We start from the raw sequence: 15,208 nt of genomic DNA on the forward strand, positions 1-15,208 counted from the left end.
AGACCGCGGGCCCAACTCCGCGTAATCCTGGGGTATGACACGGCGGCCCGCTCCCCTCAGGGGGCGCTCCGCCCGGACCTCCGGGGATGCCGGAGACCAGTCGTCTCCGGCACCTCCCGCCGTCGTGTGTCCTGCGTCCTTGCGAACTACAGCGTTCCGAAGCCCACCTTGCGCGGGGCCGTCTCGCCGATCTCCACATACGCGAGACGGTCGGCCGGGACCAGGAGCTTGCGGCCGTGCTCGTCCACGAGGCTCAGCAGCTGCGACTTGCCGGCGAGCGCCTCGGCCACCACGCGCTCGACCTCCTCGGCAGTCTGACCGCTCTCCAGAACGATCTCGCGGGGCGCGTGCTGCACGCCGATCTTGACCTCCACGGCTTTGTCCCTCCGACGGTCAGTGAATGTGCGCGGCCGTCCGCGCCGTACCCGCACACATTAGCCCGGTGAGGGGACCCGTACGCTCCGCACGGGAACGCCAGGAGCGAACAGCCGACGGGAACAAGGGCGCACCACGGCCGTGCGCCCCCGCGGCCCGGGTCAGTGCTGGTCGGTGCCGTGCAGCGGGAATCCGGCGATGCCCCGCCAGGCCAGCGAGGTCAGCAGCTGCACCGCCTGCTCGCGCGGCACGCTGCGGTCGCTGTGCAGCCAGGAGCGCGCCACGACCTGGGCGAGGCCGCCCAGTCCCGAGGCCAGCAGCATGGACTCCGCCCGCGACAGCCCGGTGTCCTCGGCGATGACCTCGCAGATCGCCTCGGCGCACTCGATCGTGACCTTGTCGACGCGCTCGCGCACGGCGGGCTCGTTCGTCAGGTCCGACTCGAAGACCAGGCGGAAGGCGCCGCCGTCGTCCTCCACGTAGGCGAAGTAGGCGTCCATGGTGGCGCGCACGCGCTGCTTGTTGTCGCTGGTCGAGGCGAGCGCGCGGCGCACCGCCTGCAGCAGGGCCTCGCAGTGCTGGTCCAGCAGGGCGAGATAGAGGTCCAGCTTGCCCGGGAAGTGCTGGTAGAGCACCGGCTTGCTGACGCCCGCCCGCTCGGCGATGTCGTCCATCGCGGCCGAGTGGTACCCCTGCGCCACGAAGACTTCCTGGGCGGCGCCCAGCAACTGGTTCCGGCGGGCACGGCGCGGCAGGCGAGTGCCTCGCGGGCGTGCCGCCTCTGTCTGCTCGATGGCTGTCACGCCGCCTCCCAAATCGTCCCTGTGCGGTGTGCGCCGCGCCGCCATCGTACTTTTCGGTAACCCTGCTGTGCGCGGTGCGAACGCAGAATTTCACGGACCGGACCGTCGCGGAAGCGGTACGGAGCGTGCGCGACGGGGCGGGGCGGACGAAAAGCGCCCCGCCACCGGGCCGTGGCCGCCCGTCCCTCGCGGACCGCCGGAGCCCGGCCGGATCACCGGTAGTCGTCCTCGTCGACGGTCACGACGCGCTTCTGCTCCACGAGGTCGGCCTCGTCGGCGCGCAGGACCTCCTCCTCGTGCAGGCGCTCGTCCCGCTCGGGTGAGAGGTCCGTGAGCTGCTCGGCGGCGTCGTTCTCCGGGGCCTCCACGTCCAGCTCGGCGGGCTCGGTCCCCTCGTCGGCGAACGCCTCGGGATCGGTGGGGTCGACGGTCATGGCGGGCTCCCTTCCTAGAACTGCGACAACGTCCCTGAAAGAGGCAGGGTCCACACACTCGGGTGCCCTGCTACGAGCCTAGGAGACACACGATCGGGACGCTATGCACCGCGGGCGTGCCGCTGTGACGGCCGCCACGTGGGCCACTACGTGATCGTCTCGTAACATTGCGGCATGTCTTCGACCGAGCTGCCGTCCGTCCCGGCGTCCACCGTGCTCCCGAGGGTGTCGCCCCTCGAGGTCGAGCAGGGGGAGCGGGTCAGGTCGGTGGGGTTGCCGGGCGTCACGCTGACGGTGCGGTCGAGGCCGCCACGGCGTGCGGGACTGGCGCCCGCGCTGTTCGTCCACGGGCTCGGCGGTTCCTCCCGGAACTGGTCGGCCCTGATGGCGGAACTCGACGGGGTGGTGGACGGCGAGGCCCTCGATCTGCCCGGCTTCGGCGACTCGCCGCCACCGGACGACGGCGACTACTCCGTCACCGGGCACGCGCGCGCGGTCATCCGCCATCTCGACGCCGCCGGGCGCGGCCCGGTGCATCTGCTGGGCAACTCGATGGGCGGCGCCGTCGCCACCCGGGTCGCGGCCGTGCGCCCCGACCTCGTGCGCACCCTCACACTCGTCTCCCCGGCGCTCCCGGAGATCCGCATCCAGCGCGGTGCCGTCCCCACGGGACTGCTCGCACTGCCCGGCGTCGCCGCGCTCTTCACCCGCTGGACCAGGACCTGGACGGCGGAGCAGCGGGTCCGCGGGGTGATGGCGCTGTGCTACGGCGACCCCGGACGCGTCTCCCCGGAGGGCTTTCGCAGCGCGGTGGAGGAGATGGAGCGGCGACTGCTGCTGCCGTACTTCTGGGACGCCATGGCGCGCTCGGCGCGCGGGATCGTGAACGCCTACACGCTGGGCGGGCAGCACGGGCTGTGGCGCCAGGCGGAGCGGGTGCTCGCTCCGACGCTGCTGGTCTACGGCGGCCGGGACCAGCTGGTCTCGTTCCGGATGGCCCAGCGGGCGGCGCGCGCCTTCGCCGGCTCCCGGCTGCTGACCCTGCCGCAGGCGGGACATGTGGCCATGATGGAGTACCCCGAGGTGGTCGCCACCGCCTTCCGTGAACTGCTCGCGGAAGCGGACGAGTTGCCCGAGTCCGCCGCCGGCGCGGCGACCGGGGGCGACGAGACGGACGGATTCGACACCGAGGGCGCGGGGAGCTGAGGCGCGGCGTGGGACGACACAGCCGCAAGGGGCGGGGCAGCAGGACCGACACGGACACCGGAGCCGTGCCCGCGGCGAGGACGGAGGCGCCGGCACACGGCGCCGTGGACGACGACGCGTCCGCACCGCGAACGACGGCCCGTGGGGCCAGGCAGGCCGCGGCCTCGGGTGCCCCGCGGCCGTCCGGGGCTCCGGCCGCGGCGCAGGGGCGCGTGGTCGACGTGCCGACCCCGGCGCGCGGTGTGCCGCGTGCGCCGGACGGCACTCCGGCACGGGGGATACCGCGCCTCGCGGACGGGACCCCGTCCCACGGGGTGCCCCGTGTCCCGGACGCGGACGGCGGCGAGGCCGGCGGGGCGCCGCGCGTGCGGGGCGGCCACCCCCAGCAGCGCGAGTCCGGCGGTGGCTGGGGTGAGCTCGGCGACGGGGCGGCGCCCGCGCCGGCATCGTCCAAGGCGGCGACGCCCGCGGACCGCGCGGCCCGCATCCCCCGTCAGCGGTCGCGGCTCGGCGGCCCGCGCCAGGAGTACGTGGACGCCTTCGACGACGACGTCTTCACCCCCCGCCGCGACGCCACCCCCTCCACGGGCGACGACCCGGCCCGCACGGAGGCCGGGGACGACGCGGGAGCGGACACCCACCCGGCCGGCGGGGCGGCGGACGGGACCGGCGGCGCTTCCGCGACCGAGACCGGCCAGGCCCCGCCCAGGAGGGGTGGCAGGGGCCGCACGATCGCCGGGATCGGGGCCGCCGCCGTCGTCACGGTGCTGGCCCTCGTGGTCGCCGGTCAGTTCACGGGCGGTGCGGGGCGCTCCGCCGCGCAGCCCCCGGCCGGCGACCGGGCGCGCGACGTCCACGGTGTCGCGCCCCAGGGGTCGCCCTCCGCCGTGCCCGGCGCGGAGCCGCTGACGTACGCGCGGGCGATGGCCGTCAAGTACCCGCTCAGTGCGACGCTCAAGGGCCCGGGGACCTTCTCCGCGGTTCCCGGCTCGGCCAAGGCGCCCGGCACGGGCCGCAAGTACACCTACCGCGTGGACGTGGAGGACGGGCTCGGTCTCGACGGAGAGCTGTTCGCGCAGGCGGTGCAGAAGACCCTCAACGACGACCGCAGCTGGGCCCACCAGGGCGCGCGCACCTTCGAGCGGGTCTCCACGGGCAAGCCCGACTTCGTGATCACGCTCGCCAGTCCCGGGACCACCGCCTTCTGGTGCGCCAAGTCCGACCTGGACACGGCCGAGGAGAACGTCTCGTGCGACTCGGCCTCCACCGAGCGCGTGATGATCAACGCCTACCGCTGGGCCCAGGGCTCCAAGACGTACGGCGACGCGATGTACTCCTACCGCCAGATGCTGATCAACCACGAGGTGGGCCACCGCCTCGGACACGGCCACGTCAGTTGCCAGAAGGACGGTGAACTGGCGCCGGTCATGCAGCAGCAGACCAAGTTCCTCGACCACGACGGCATCCACTGCCTGCCCAACCCCTGGCCCTTCCCCCGAGGTTGACTCGTGAGGCGTACGTCACATTGACAGCCTCGTGTCGGCTCACATTGACATACGCAAAGAAGTCCTTCAGGATTTCAACCATGTCGTCCCGTCACGCCTCCGCCCGCGCCGCCATCGAGCTGGCGCTCATCGGCGTGACCGCGCTCTGCGTGGCCGACATCCACTGTCGCTGACGCCCGCCCCTGGCGTTCGCGTCGCGCATCCCCCTCTCTCCGCGGTCCGACGGCTCCTTTCCTGTGATCCGTCGGCCGGTTGATCGGTCTCACTGCTTCTCGACGTCTCGACGCCGGGGCAGACGTCTGCGCTGATCCGTCTCAGCCCTCAGTCATCTGTCTCACCATCCGGCTCGCCCGAGTCATCAGATCGCCCGAATCACCTGATTCGCCCGCGTCATTCGAGAGGTCGTCATTCCGATGCGTCAACCGTCCGTCAGAGCGCGCCGCGTGGCAGCGGCATCCCTCACCCTCGCCGTGGTGACGGCGGGTGCCGCCGCGTGCGGGCCGAAGGACAACGGTGCCGGGGGCGCGGGGGGCGGCTCCACGCCGCACAAGGGCGGCACGCTGACCGTCCTGAACTCCCAGCCGCAGCAGGACTTCGACCCGGCCCGCCTCTACACCTCCGGCGGCGGAAACGTTCCGTCCCTCGTCTTCCGCACGCTCACCACCCGCAACCGTGAGAACGGCGCCGCCGGCGCCAAGGTCGTCCCCGACCTCGCCACGGACACCGGGCGCCCGAGCGAGAACGCCACCGTGTGGACGTACACGCTGAAGAAGGGCCTCACGTACGAGGACGGCACCCCGATCACCTCGGCCGACATCAAGTACGGCATCGAGCGCTCCTTCGCCCCCGAGCTGTCCGGCGGAGCCCCCTACCTCAGGGACTGGCTCGCCGGAGCGGCCGACTACCAGGGGCCGTACAAGGACAAGAAGGGCCTCTCGGCGATCGAGACCCCGAACGCGCGGACCGTCGTCTTCCATCTGAACAAGCCCGAGGGCGAGTTCCCGTACCTGGCCACGCAGACGCAGTTCGCACCCGTCCCGAAAGCGAAGGACACCGGGACGAAGTACGAGGAGCACCCGGTCGCGTCCGGCCCCTACAAGGTCGTGCGCAACCAGAACGACGGCGAGCGCCTCCTCCTGGAGCGCAACACGCACTGGTCGGCGGACGACGAGCGCAAGGCCTACCCGGACCGGATCGACGTGCGCTCCGGCCTCGACTCCTCCGTGATCAACCAGCGGCTGTCCGCGTCCCAGGGCGCGGACGCCGCCGCGGTCACCACGGACACCAACCTCGGACCGGCCGAACTCGCCCGGGTGAGCGGCGACAGGAACCTGGCCGCACGCGTCGGCACCGGCCACTTCGGTTACACGAACTACCTCGCGTTCAACCCGAAGGTCAAGCCGTTCGACGACGCCCGGGTGCGTCAGGCGATCTCCTACGCCATCGACCGGTCCTCGGTCGTCAACGCGGCCGGAGGGTCGGCGCTCGCCGAGCCCGCGACCACCTTCCTGCCCGACCAGAAGTCCTTCGGCCACACGCCCTACGACCTCTTCCCGGCGGGCGCCTCCGGCGACGCGGCCAAGGCCAGGGAACTGCTGAAGGAGGCCGGCCACCCGAACGGGCTGACGATCACCCTGACCCACTCCAACAGCAAGGACTTCGAGACCAGCCCGGAGATCGCGACCGCCGTCCAGGACGCGCTCAAGAAGGCGGGGATCACCGTCAGGCTGCAGGGCCTGGAGGACAACGACTACAAGGACAAGATCCACGACGCCGCGCGCGAGCCGGGCTTCTTCCTCGCCCACTGGGGTGCGGACTGGCCGTCCGGCGGCCCCTTCCTCGCCCCGATCTTCGACGGCCGGCAGATCGTCAAGGACGGCGCGAACTTCAACACCGGCCTGCTGAACGACCCGTCCGTCAACAAGGAGATCGACGCGATCAACAAGCTCACCGATCTCGACGCCGCCGCCAAGCGCTGGGGCGCGCTGGACCGGAAGATCGGTGCGCGGGCCGTCGTCGTGCCGCTGTTCCACCCCGTCTACAAGCGGCTGTACGGCAAGGACGTGCGCAACGTCGTGATCAGCGACTGGACCGGTGTGCTGGACGTCTCGCAGGTGTCGGTGAAGTAGCGCCGTGAGCGAGTCACTCCTCGCCACCCGCGCCCCCGGGACGGACCCGTCCGTCCCGGGGGCGTCGGGGGCCCGTTCGTTCTGGCGGCGGCTGCGCGCGCAGCGCGTCGCCCTGGTCGCGGCGGCCGTCGTCGCCCTGCTCGTCCTGATCGCGCTCGCCGCGCCCCTGCTCACCGCGCTCGAGGGCCAGGACCCCACCACGTACCACCCCGCGCTCGTCGACTCGGCGCGCGGCGGCGCCCCGGTGGGGCCGCTCGGCGGGATCAGCGCCGACCACTGGCTCGGCGTCGAACCCCAGACGGGACGCGACCTGTTCGCGCGCCTGGTCTACGGGGCGCGGGTCTCCCTGGGCGTCGCGCTCGCCGCGACGGTGGTGCAGGTCGCCATCGGCGTCCTCGTCGGCGTCCTCGCCGCGCTCGGCCGTCCATGGGTCGATCAGCTGCTCAGCCGCGCCACCGACATCATCGTGGCCCTGCCGCTGATGATCATGTCGTTGGCCCTGCTCGCGATCGTGCCCTCCGCCTTCCCGAGGCCCGTGCTCGTCTCGCTCGTCATCGGCCTGATCGCCTGGGGCAACATCGCCAAGATCGTGCGCGCCCAGACGCTCGCCGCGAAGGGACTCGACCACGTGGCGGCCGCGCGGCTCAGCGGGTGGAGCACCTGGCACCTCGCCCGCCGGGAGCTGCTGCCCGGTCTGGCCGCGCCCGTCATCACCTACGCCGCCCTGCTCGTCCCCGCGAACATCTCCACGGAGGCGGCCCTGTCCTTCCTCGGCGTCGGAGTGAAACCGCCGACCCCGTCCTGGGGGCAGATGCTGACCGCCGCCGACGTCTGGTACCAGGCGGCGCCGCAGTACCTCCTGCTGCCCGCCGGCGCCCTCTTCGTGACCGTCCTCGCGCTCACCGTCCTCGGCGACGGTGTGCGCACCGCGCTCGACCCGCGCGCGGCCTCCCGCCTGCGCGTCGGCACCGGCCGCAAGCGCGAGACGGCCACCGGCGGGGACCGGCCCGGGCGCGGGGACCGGCCCGGGCGCGGGGACCGGCCCGGGAACGAGAGCCGGCGTGAGGGCGCGGACCCGCGCCCGACTCCGGAGGGACACACGAAGGGAGGGGCCGCGTGAACGGCTTCGGCGGATTCGTCCTGCGCCGCGCCCTCGGCGCCACGGTCACCCTGTTCGCCCTCTCGGTGATCATCTACGTCGTCTTCTACGCCACCCCCGGCAACGTCGCCCAGATCAGCTGCGGCCCGCGCTGCTCGCCCGAGCAGGTGCACCAGGTGGCGCAGCAGCTGCGGCTCGACGACCCGATCCACCTGCGCTACTGGCACTTCCTGGAGGGCATCCTCGCCGGCCAGGACTACTCCACCGGCACGGCTCTCCAGCACTGCCCGGCACCCTGCCTCGGGCTGTCGTACCAGAGCGACCAGCAGGTCACCCAGCTGATCCTCGCGAAGCTCCCGGTCAGCCTCTCCCTCGTGCTCGGCGCGATGGTCCTGTGGCTCGCCCTGGGAGTCGGCACCGGCATGCTCTCCGCATGGCGGCGCGGCAGGCTCACCGAGCGGGTGCTGACCGCCGTCACCCTGGCGGGCACGGCCACGCCCGTCTTCGTCATAGGCCTCGTCCTGATGATCGTCGTCTGCGGTCAGCTCGAACTGCTGCCCTTCCCGCAGTACGTCGCCTTCGGCGACGACCCCGAGCAGTGGGCGTGGAACCTGCTGCTGCCCTGGCTCTCGCTCGCCCTGATCGAGGCGGCCACCTTCGCCCGGCTCACCAGGGCGTCGATGCTGGAGGCGCTCGCCGAGGACCACATACGGACCTTCCGGGCCTACGGCGTCCCGGAGCGCTCGGTCATCGGCCGGCACGCCCTGCGGAGCGCGCTCGCACCGGTCATCGCGCTGAACGCCAACACCTTCGGCTCGGCCGTCGGCGGCGCGGTGCTCACCGAGACCCTCTTCGGGCTCCCCGGCATCGGACAGGAACTGGTGCACGCGGTGGCGGTCGTGGACCTGCCGGTCGTGGTCGGCATGGTCCTGGTCATCGGCTTCTTCGTCGTCATCGCCAACGCCGTCGCGGACGTCCTGTTCGCGGTGGCCGACCGACGGGTGGTACTGACATGAGCGAGCTCCACGACGGCCGGGCACCCCTGGTGGACGTGCGCGGACTGACCGTCGAGTTCGGTGCGCTGCGCGCCGTCGACGACCTCTCCTTCCAGCTCGGCACGGGCGCCGCGCTCGCCCTGGTCGGCGAGTCCGGCTCGGGCAAGTCCACCGTCGCCTCCGCGCTGCTCGGCCTGCACCGGGGGACCGGCGCCAGGGTGCGGGGCGCGATCCGGGTGGCCGGGACCGACGTCACGGAAGCGTCCGACGACGGGCTCAGGCGACTGCGCGGGGGCAAGGCCGCGATGGTCTTCCAGGACCCCCTGTCCTCGCTCGACCCCTACTACGCGATCGGCGACCAGATCGCCGAGGTGTACCGGGTCCACACGCGCGCCTCCCGGCGTGCCGCTCGCGCGCGTGCCGTCGAGGTGCTGGACCGGGTGGGTATCCCGGACGCGGCACGCCGCTCCCGGGCCCGCCCGCACGAGTTCAGCGGCGGGATGCGCCAGCGCGCCCTGATCGCCATGGCGCTCGCCTGCGAGCCCGAACTGCTGATCGCCGACGAACCGACCACCGCGCTGGACGTGACCGTCCAGGCCCAGATCCTCGACCTGCTGCACACCCTGCGGCGGGAGACCGGGATGGGGCTGCTGCTGGTCACCCATGACGTGGGGGTCGCCGCCGAGAGCGTGGACGAGGTGCTCGTCATGCGCGGCGGGAAGGCCGTCGAACGAGGGCCGGTCGCCGCCGTCCTGGGGGCGCCCCGGCAGCAGTACACGAAGGACCTGCTGGCGGCGGTGCCGCGCGTGGACGCGCCCCGCGTCTCCTCGGGGGCGGCCACGGACGACGTCGTCATCGAGGCCGCCGGACTGCGCCGCGAGTTCGGGCGCGGCAGGCGGAGGTTCGCCGCCGTGGACGACGTGTCGCTCACGGTCCGCCAGGGCGAGACCCTCGGCGTCGTGGGGGAGAGCGGCAGCGGCAAGACCACCCTGGGACGCATGCTGGTCGGGCTGCTGGAGCCCACGTCCGGCGAGGTCCGCTACGAGGGCGGCGTGCGCTCGCGCCCCGGGCCGGCCGTGCAGATGGTCTTCCAGGACCCCGTCTCCTCCCTCAACCCCCGCCGCAGCGTGGGCGAGTCGATCGCCGACCCGCTGCGGGCCCGCGGCGAGCGGGACGAGCGGGCCGTGCGGGACCGGGTGTGCGGACTGCTGGAGCGCGTGGGTCTCGAGGGCGCGCACTACGACCGCTATCCGCACGAGTTCAGCGGCGGCCAGCGGCAGCGCGTCGGCATCGCGCGGGCGCTCGCGGCCGATCCACGCGTCATCGTCTGCGACGAGCCCGTCTCCGCGCTCGACGTCACCACCCAGGCCCAGGTCGTGGCCCTGCTCGGCGAGTTGCAGCGCGAACTCGGACTGGCGCTCGTCTTCGTGGCGCACGATCTGGCCGTCGTGCGCCAGGTCAGCGACCGGGTCGCGGTGATGCGCCGCGGGCGGATCGTCGAGTACGGGACCGCCGACGAGGTGTACGGCGCACCCCGCGACCCCTACACGCGACAGCTCCTGTCCGCGGTACCGGCCCTGGACCCGGCGGTCGCGGCCAGTCGGCGCGCGTCCCGCGAACAGGCGGTCCCCGTCGGCGACCCGGCGTGATCTAGCGAACTCCTAGCGCGACCCAACGCGCGCCACGCGGGAAAGTTACGTCCGTTCACCCCTTCTGGTGGCGCGATGGACAACCGTCCGTCGCGCCACCGCCCTGTCCGCATACGTTCTTCCCGCTGCGAGCCGCCGGAAGGAGTGGCGGCTCCCCAACGGGAGATCGGGGGTGCACTCGTGCGCATCGGACTCATCACGGAGGGTGGTCATCCGTATGTGAGCGGTGACGCCGGACTCTGGTACGACCGGCTCGTACGCGGGCTGGGGCAGCACGAGTTCGACGTCTACGCGCTCGGCCGCACCGGGCGCCAGGAGGCGGGGGGCGCGGTCCCGCCGTCGGGCGCCCGCCGGGTGCGGACGGCGCCCCTGTGGACGGCGGGTGCGGACGGGGCCGCGCTGGGCCGCCGGGCGCGGCGCCGTTTCGGTGAGGCCTACGGGGAGCTGGCGGCCGTGCTGTGCGCGGTGCCCGAGCCCGTGAGGTCCCCGGGCACCTCCTCGGCGCCCGAACCGGCCGATCCCGAGGCGGACCGTTTCCGCAGCGCCCTGTACGCGCTGGCCGAACTCGCCCGCGACGAGGGCGCGCTGGCCGGCGCCCTGCGCTCCGAGACGGCCCTGCGCGCCCTCGAAAAGGCCTGCAGGGCACCGCGCGCGCCCCGCGCGGCGCGGGTGTCCGAGCTGCTCGACATCGCCGTACAGGTGGAACGGGCCCTGCGCCCCCTCTCGCTCGACTGGTACGAGGACGACGCGCTCGGCGCGGTGGACCTCTGCCACGCCACGACCGGCGGCGCCCCGGCCCTCACCGGTCTGCTCGCCCGGCACTTCACCGGTGTCCCCCTGCTGGTCACCGAGTACGGCGCACAACTGCGGGCGCACTACCTGGGCACGCCGGGCGGGCCGGAGGCCGGCTCGCCGGTGCGCGCGCTGCTCGCCTCGCTGCACCGCAGGATCGCCGCGGAGGTGTACCGCACGGCCGCCTGCGTCACCCCCGGCAACGCCCACACCCGCCGCTGGCAGGAACGGTGCGGCGCGGACCGGTCCCGGTCGCGCACGGTCCACCCCGGCCTGGAGGCGTCCCGGTTCGCGGAGGTCGGGGAGTCCCCGGACCGCTCGGACCCGCACACCCTGCTCTGGGTCGGCCGCGTCGAGCCCGGCAAGGACCTCGTCTGCCTGCTGCACGCCTTCACACGGATCCGCGCGCAGGTGCCGAGGGCCCGGCTCAGGCTGGTCGGCGCCCCGGCGGACGCCGCCGGCCGGGCCTATCTCGGGCACTGCAAGGCACTCGCGGCCCAGCTCTTCCCCGACGAGGCGGAGGGCGTGCACGACGTCGGCGACAACCCGGTGTCCTTCGAGGAGTCGGGCGGACCGGGAGCCCCCGACCTGGCGGACGTCTACGCGGCCGGGGCGGTCGTCGTCCTGTCGAGCGTGGCCGAGGGGTTCCCGACCGGTCTGGTGGAGGCGATGCTCTGCGGCCGCGCGACGGTGTCCACGGACACGGGCGCGGTGCTGGAGGTGATCGGCGGAACCGGTCTCGTGGTGCCGCCGCGCAACCCCCGGGCGCTGGCGCGGGCGTGCGTGGCGCTGCTGAAGGACCCCGAGCGCCGTGCGCGCCTCGGGGCCGCCGCCCGGGCCCGCGCTCTCGAACTTTTCACCGTCGAACAGAACATCGAAGCATTTCGCGGCATCTATCTGGAGATCGTCTCCCGCACACCGGTGCGCCGTGTGCTCGTGGACGACGCGGGTGCCCCCCTGCCCTTCGGCGCCCCGGCGGAGTCGCACGTGCCCGGCCTGTGGGCCAGGACGCGAGCGCCCGGTGGACGGCCCCGCTGGGCCTGGGCACCGCGTGAGACCGCCACCGCCCCCGTGCGCGCCACCGGCCGGTCCCAGAAACCCGTCACGGTGGCGGAGGGTGCCGGATGAACGACACGGGAGAACTGGACCGCCTCGCCGCTCCGACCGGCCCCGGCCCTCGCGGCCGTGCCGCAGACCCGGTCACCTCCCTGATGCGCCGGCACCACGACCTGTGCGCACGCGCCGTCGACCCCCTGGAGATCGCGGCCGGTCTGGAGGCGCACGGACTGACCGACCGCGCCGCCGGCCGCTTCCGGCACCGGGACGTCTTCTCCCTCGCCGAGGAGATGTACGCGCGTGCGCCACGCGCCGGCCGCCCGACCCCGGCACCCCCCACCGCGGCACGCGTCCCGCTCGACCACTGGGCCTGGGACCTCCTCTCCCTGCTGCCGGGCGCGCTGGGCGCGGCCACCGTGACCGGACTGCGGTGCACGCAGGGCGCTCCGCGTGCCGCCGTCGCCGCGCTCGGCGTCCTCGCCGTGGCACTGGGCCTGCGCACCGCGCTCGCCCGCGGCGCCCTGCGCACCCGGGGCCCGGCGGCGGCCCGTGGCGCCGCCTTCACCCGGCGCACGTCCCTCGTGCTCGGCGGGTGCACGACCTGGCTGCTCGGGTACGCCCTCCTCGGTGACGGACTGCTGCGCACGGCACTGGACGGCGGCCCCGACGGTCCCTGGCCCCGCGCCACCGCCCCCGTCCTCGCCCTGACCCTGGCCTGCCTGCCCGCCGCCTGGTGCGCCCGCCTGTTCGCGATACGCGTGCGGCGCGGGCTGGCCGTCAGCCGCGGCCTGAAGGAGTTCGCGTCCGCGCTCACCCCCGTGCTCCTCGGTGTGCTCGGACTCTTCCTCTGCGCCCTTGGGGCCCTGCTCGCCCTGTGCGGGGCCCTGCTGGACGAACCCGCCGGGTACGCGGGAGCCGTCGCTCTCGGCGCGTCGGCGCTGCTCGCCCGGCTGCTGGTCACGCACGGCTCCCGGCGCGGGCCCGCCGCCGTCCTCGGCGCCGCGAGCGCCGCCGAGGCCCTGAGCCTGGCCATCGCCCTCGCCGGCCGGCTCCCCGGCTGCTCGGCCCTGGCCGCGCCGGTGCGCACCCTGGCCGACACCGGGGGCGCCGCCGCCGTACCCGCCCTGATCTGCGCCTCGGCCGCCCTGACCCTGCTGGCCCTCGCGATCCGCACCCTGACCCGGGCCTCCGCCAACGCCCACCCGCCCGGATCACCCTGAGCGGCGGTTCACGCCCCCCGTCACCGACGTCAGGGGCCGCGACGCCACCCGGGACCCCCGTCCCGGCCACACCTCTCCCGCGGGGCCGACACCGCGGGCCCTCTCATTGCACGGCACCACCTCTGAAGGAGACCGCTAGATGATCACCTCCCGAACCGGAGAATCCGCCCCGGGAGCTGCCCGATGAGGGTCCTGCTGATCGGAGCCAACGGATACCTCGGCCGCTTCGTGGCCGACCGCCTGCTCGCCGACCCGGCCGTGCAGCTCACCGCGCTGGGCCGCGGCGACGACGCCGACGTGCGGTTCGACCTCGCCTCCGGCAGCCCCGGCGCGCTCACCCGCTTCCTGGACGCCGTGCACCCCGGAGTCGTCATCAACTGCGCCGGGTCCATCCGGGGCGGCGCCCGGGAACTCACCCGGCACAACACCGTCGCCGTCGCCACGGTCTGCGAGGCCCTGCGCCGCAGCGGATGCGGGGCCCGGCTGGTCCAGATCGGCTGCGGCGCCGAGTACGGCCCCAGCCAGCCCGGCTCCTCCACGGCCGAGGACGCCATCCCGCGCCCCGGCGGCCCCTACGGCGTCAGCAAGCTCGCGGCGACGGAACTGGTCCTCGGCTCCGGACTCGACGCCGTCGTGCTGCGGGTGTTCTCACCCGCCGGGCCCGGCACCCCCGCGGGATCCCCGCTCGGCCGGCTCGCCGAGGCGCTGCGCCGGGCGATGCAGTCCGGTGACGGCGAGCTCAAGCTGGGCGGCCTGGGCGTCCAGCGTGACTTCGTCGACGTCCGCGACGTCGCCCGCGCCGTGCACGCCGCGTCCCTGTCCGCCGCCCAGGGCGTGATCAACATCGGCGCCGGCCGCGCCGTACGCCTGCGGGACGCCGCCGCCGTCCTCGCCCGTGTGGCCGGCTACGGCGGCAACCTGCACGAGCTGGACGGCCCTGTCCACCCGATGCGCCCCGCCATCGGCCATCCGCGCAGCGACCCGGAGCACGCTCCGCCGATCGCCTACCCCTACCCGGACGGCTGCGGCAGCTGGCAGCAGGCCGATGTGCGCACCGCCCGCGACCGCCTGGGCTGGCGGCCCCGGATCAACCTGGAGGAGTCGCTCGCCGACATCTGGATGGAGGCGGCATGCCGCATCTGACCAGCGCCCCGGCGGACACCGCGAGCACCGGACTGGGGGTGGGACTCGGCATTCCCGGCTACGCGCACCCCCTCGTGGCGCCCCTCGAATGGGGTGAGCTGTCCCGTCCCGGCACTCCGGTGCACTGGGCCGTCCTCAATGTGAGCGGCGGCCCCGGCACCCGGCCCGATCCGCACTGCCTGGAGGCCGCGGCGCGACTGCGCAACGCCGGCGTCCGGGTCCTGGGCCACCTCGACGTCCGCCACGGCACCCGCCTGCCCACCGACATCCTCCTGGAGGCGCAGCGGTATCTGGACTGGTACCGGGCCGACGGCTTCCTGCTGGACCGGTGCCCGACCCAGCGCGCCGCGCTGCCCGCGATCCGCCGCACCGTCACCGCGCTCCGCTCGCTCTTCGCCCCGGCCCCCGGACACCTCGTGCTGGGGCACGGCGCCCACCCGTACCCGGGCTACGCGGAGAACGCGGACCAGCTGGTCACCTTCCGCGGCTCCTGGAGCGACTACCGCTGGTCGCAGGTGGCCGAATGGACCGCCGACTACCCGGCCGACCGCTTCTGCCACTTCGTGCACGGGGTGCCCCGCGGCCATCTGGAGGAGGCGCTGCGCATCGCGCGCTGGCAAGGGGCGGCCACCATCTGGTTCACGGACCGCACGGACCTGGGCGGCCGCATCGACCCGTTCGAGACGATGCCCGGCTACTGGGACGACATCGTCTCGCGCCTCGGAACGGGTGTCTCGGAATGAAGAAGGGCGTGGCAGTGTTACGGAGAGAACAACCGTAGTGTTTGACCGACCAACGGAGT

At 73.9% G+C, this 15,208-nt stretch carries 14 protein-coding genes; 11 read left to right on the forward strand and 3 right to left on the reverse strand.

All coding sequences use genetic code 11. From position 1 onward, the window contains the following. Positions 1–146 precede the first annotated feature (146 nt). The 3 genes from AB0C59_RS12105 to AB0C59_RS12115 form a co-directional block, all read right to left on the reverse strand. Positions 147–374, reverse strand: coding sequence for a DUF3107 domain-containing protein (locus AB0C59_RS12105; protein ID WP_363003337.1), 228 nt, complete (start codon positions 372–374; stop codon positions 147–149). Positions 375–536: 162 nt separating this feature from the next. After that, on the reverse strand, positions 537–1,178 hold the full coding sequence (locus tag AB0C59_RS12110; RefSeq protein ID WP_363003339.1) for a TetR/AcrR family transcriptional regulator: 642 nt from the start codon (positions 1,176–1,178) through the stop codon (positions 537–539). Between the two features lie 212 nt (positions 1,179–1,390). After that, a complete protein-coding gene (locus tag AB0C59_RS12115) occupies positions 1,391–1,612 on the reverse strand; it encodes a hypothetical protein (RefSeq protein WP_363003341.1) in 222 nt (73 codons plus the stop codon). Positions 1,613–1,786: 174 nt separating this feature from the next. On the opposite strand from AB0C59_RS12115, the gene AB0C59_RS12120 reads away from it, so the two are divergent. The 11 genes from AB0C59_RS12120 (at position 1,787) to AB0C59_RS12170 (ending at position 15,149) form a co-directional block, all read left to right on the forward strand. Then, positions 1,787–2,818 (forward strand): alpha/beta hydrolase, encoded by a 1,032-nt coding sequence (locus tag AB0C59_RS12120; protein ID WP_363003343.1) that lies wholly within the window; start codon positions 1,787–1,789, stop codon positions 2,816–2,818. 8 nt (positions 2,819–2,826) lie between these two features. After that, positions 2,827–4,323: a DUF3152 domain-containing protein gene (locus AB0C59_RS12125; RefSeq protein ID WP_363003345.1), complete on the forward strand. Its 1,497-nt coding sequence runs from the start codon at positions 2,827–2,829 to the stop codon at positions 4,321–4,323. Positions 4,324–4,403: 80 nt separating this feature from the next. Then, positions 4,404–4,496 (forward strand): Ms4533A family Cys-rich leader peptide, encoded by a 93-nt coding sequence (locus AB0C59_RS12130; RefSeq protein WP_363003347.1) that lies wholly within the window; start codon positions 4,404–4,406, stop codon positions 4,494–4,496. Between the two features lie 240 nt (positions 4,497–4,736). Beyond that, positions 4,737–6,452 (forward strand): ABC transporter substrate-binding protein, encoded by a 1,716-nt coding sequence (locus AB0C59_RS12135; protein ID WP_363003349.1) that lies wholly within the window; start codon positions 4,737–4,739, stop codon positions 6,450–6,452. A 4-nt stretch (positions 6,453–6,456) separates the two neighbouring features. Continuing rightward, complete coding sequence (locus tag AB0C59_RS12140; RefSeq protein WP_363003351.1) at positions 6,457–7,572, forward strand: ABC transporter permease; 1,116 nt, start codon at positions 6,457–6,459, stop codon at positions 7,570–7,572. Continuing rightward, positions 7,569–8,567: an ABC transporter permease gene (locus AB0C59_RS12145; protein ID WP_363003353.1), complete on the forward strand. Its 999-nt coding sequence runs from the start codon at positions 7,569–7,571 to the stop codon at positions 8,565–8,567. Before AB0C59_RS12140 ends, AB0C59_RS12145 begins: the two co-directional genes overlap by 4 nt. Next, entirely contained in the window at positions 8,564–10,195 is a 1,632-nt protein-coding gene (locus tag AB0C59_RS12150) for an ABC transporter ATP-binding protein (protein WP_363003355.1), read from the forward strand. The genes AB0C59_RS12145 and AB0C59_RS12150 overlap by 4 nt, the downstream gene beginning before the upstream one ends. A gap of 180 nt (positions 10,196–10,375) precedes the next feature. Next, a complete protein-coding gene (locus AB0C59_RS12155) occupies positions 10,376–12,115 on the forward strand; it encodes a glycosyltransferase (RefSeq protein ID WP_363003357.1) in 1,740 nt (579 codons plus the stop codon). Further along, on the forward strand, positions 12,112–13,263 hold the full coding sequence (locus AB0C59_RS12160; protein WP_363003359.1) for a hypothetical protein: 1,152 nt from the start codon (positions 12,112–12,114) through the stop codon (positions 13,261–13,263). Before AB0C59_RS12155 ends, AB0C59_RS12160 begins: the two co-directional genes overlap by 4 nt. Before the next feature lie 183 nt (positions 13,264–13,446). After that, positions 13,447–14,406, forward strand: a complete 960-nt coding sequence (locus AB0C59_RS12165; RefSeq protein WP_363003361.1) for an NAD-dependent epimerase/dehydratase family protein — start codon at positions 13,447–13,449, stop codon at positions 14,404–14,406. Next, positions 14,394–15,149 carry a spherulation-specific family 4 protein gene (locus AB0C59_RS12170; protein ID WP_363003363.1) on the forward strand — a complete coding sequence of 252 codons (756 nt, stop codon included), beginning with the start codon at positions 14,394–14,396 and terminating at the stop codon, positions 15,147–15,149. Before AB0C59_RS12165 ends, AB0C59_RS12170 begins: the two co-directional genes overlap by 13 nt. The last annotated feature ends 59 nt before the right edge of the window (positions 15,150–15,208 follow it).

This window comes from Streptomyces sp. NPDC048664, from assembly GCF_040650555.1.
GTDB lineage: Bacteria > Actinomycetota > Actinomycetes > Streptomycetales > Streptomycetaceae > Streptomyces.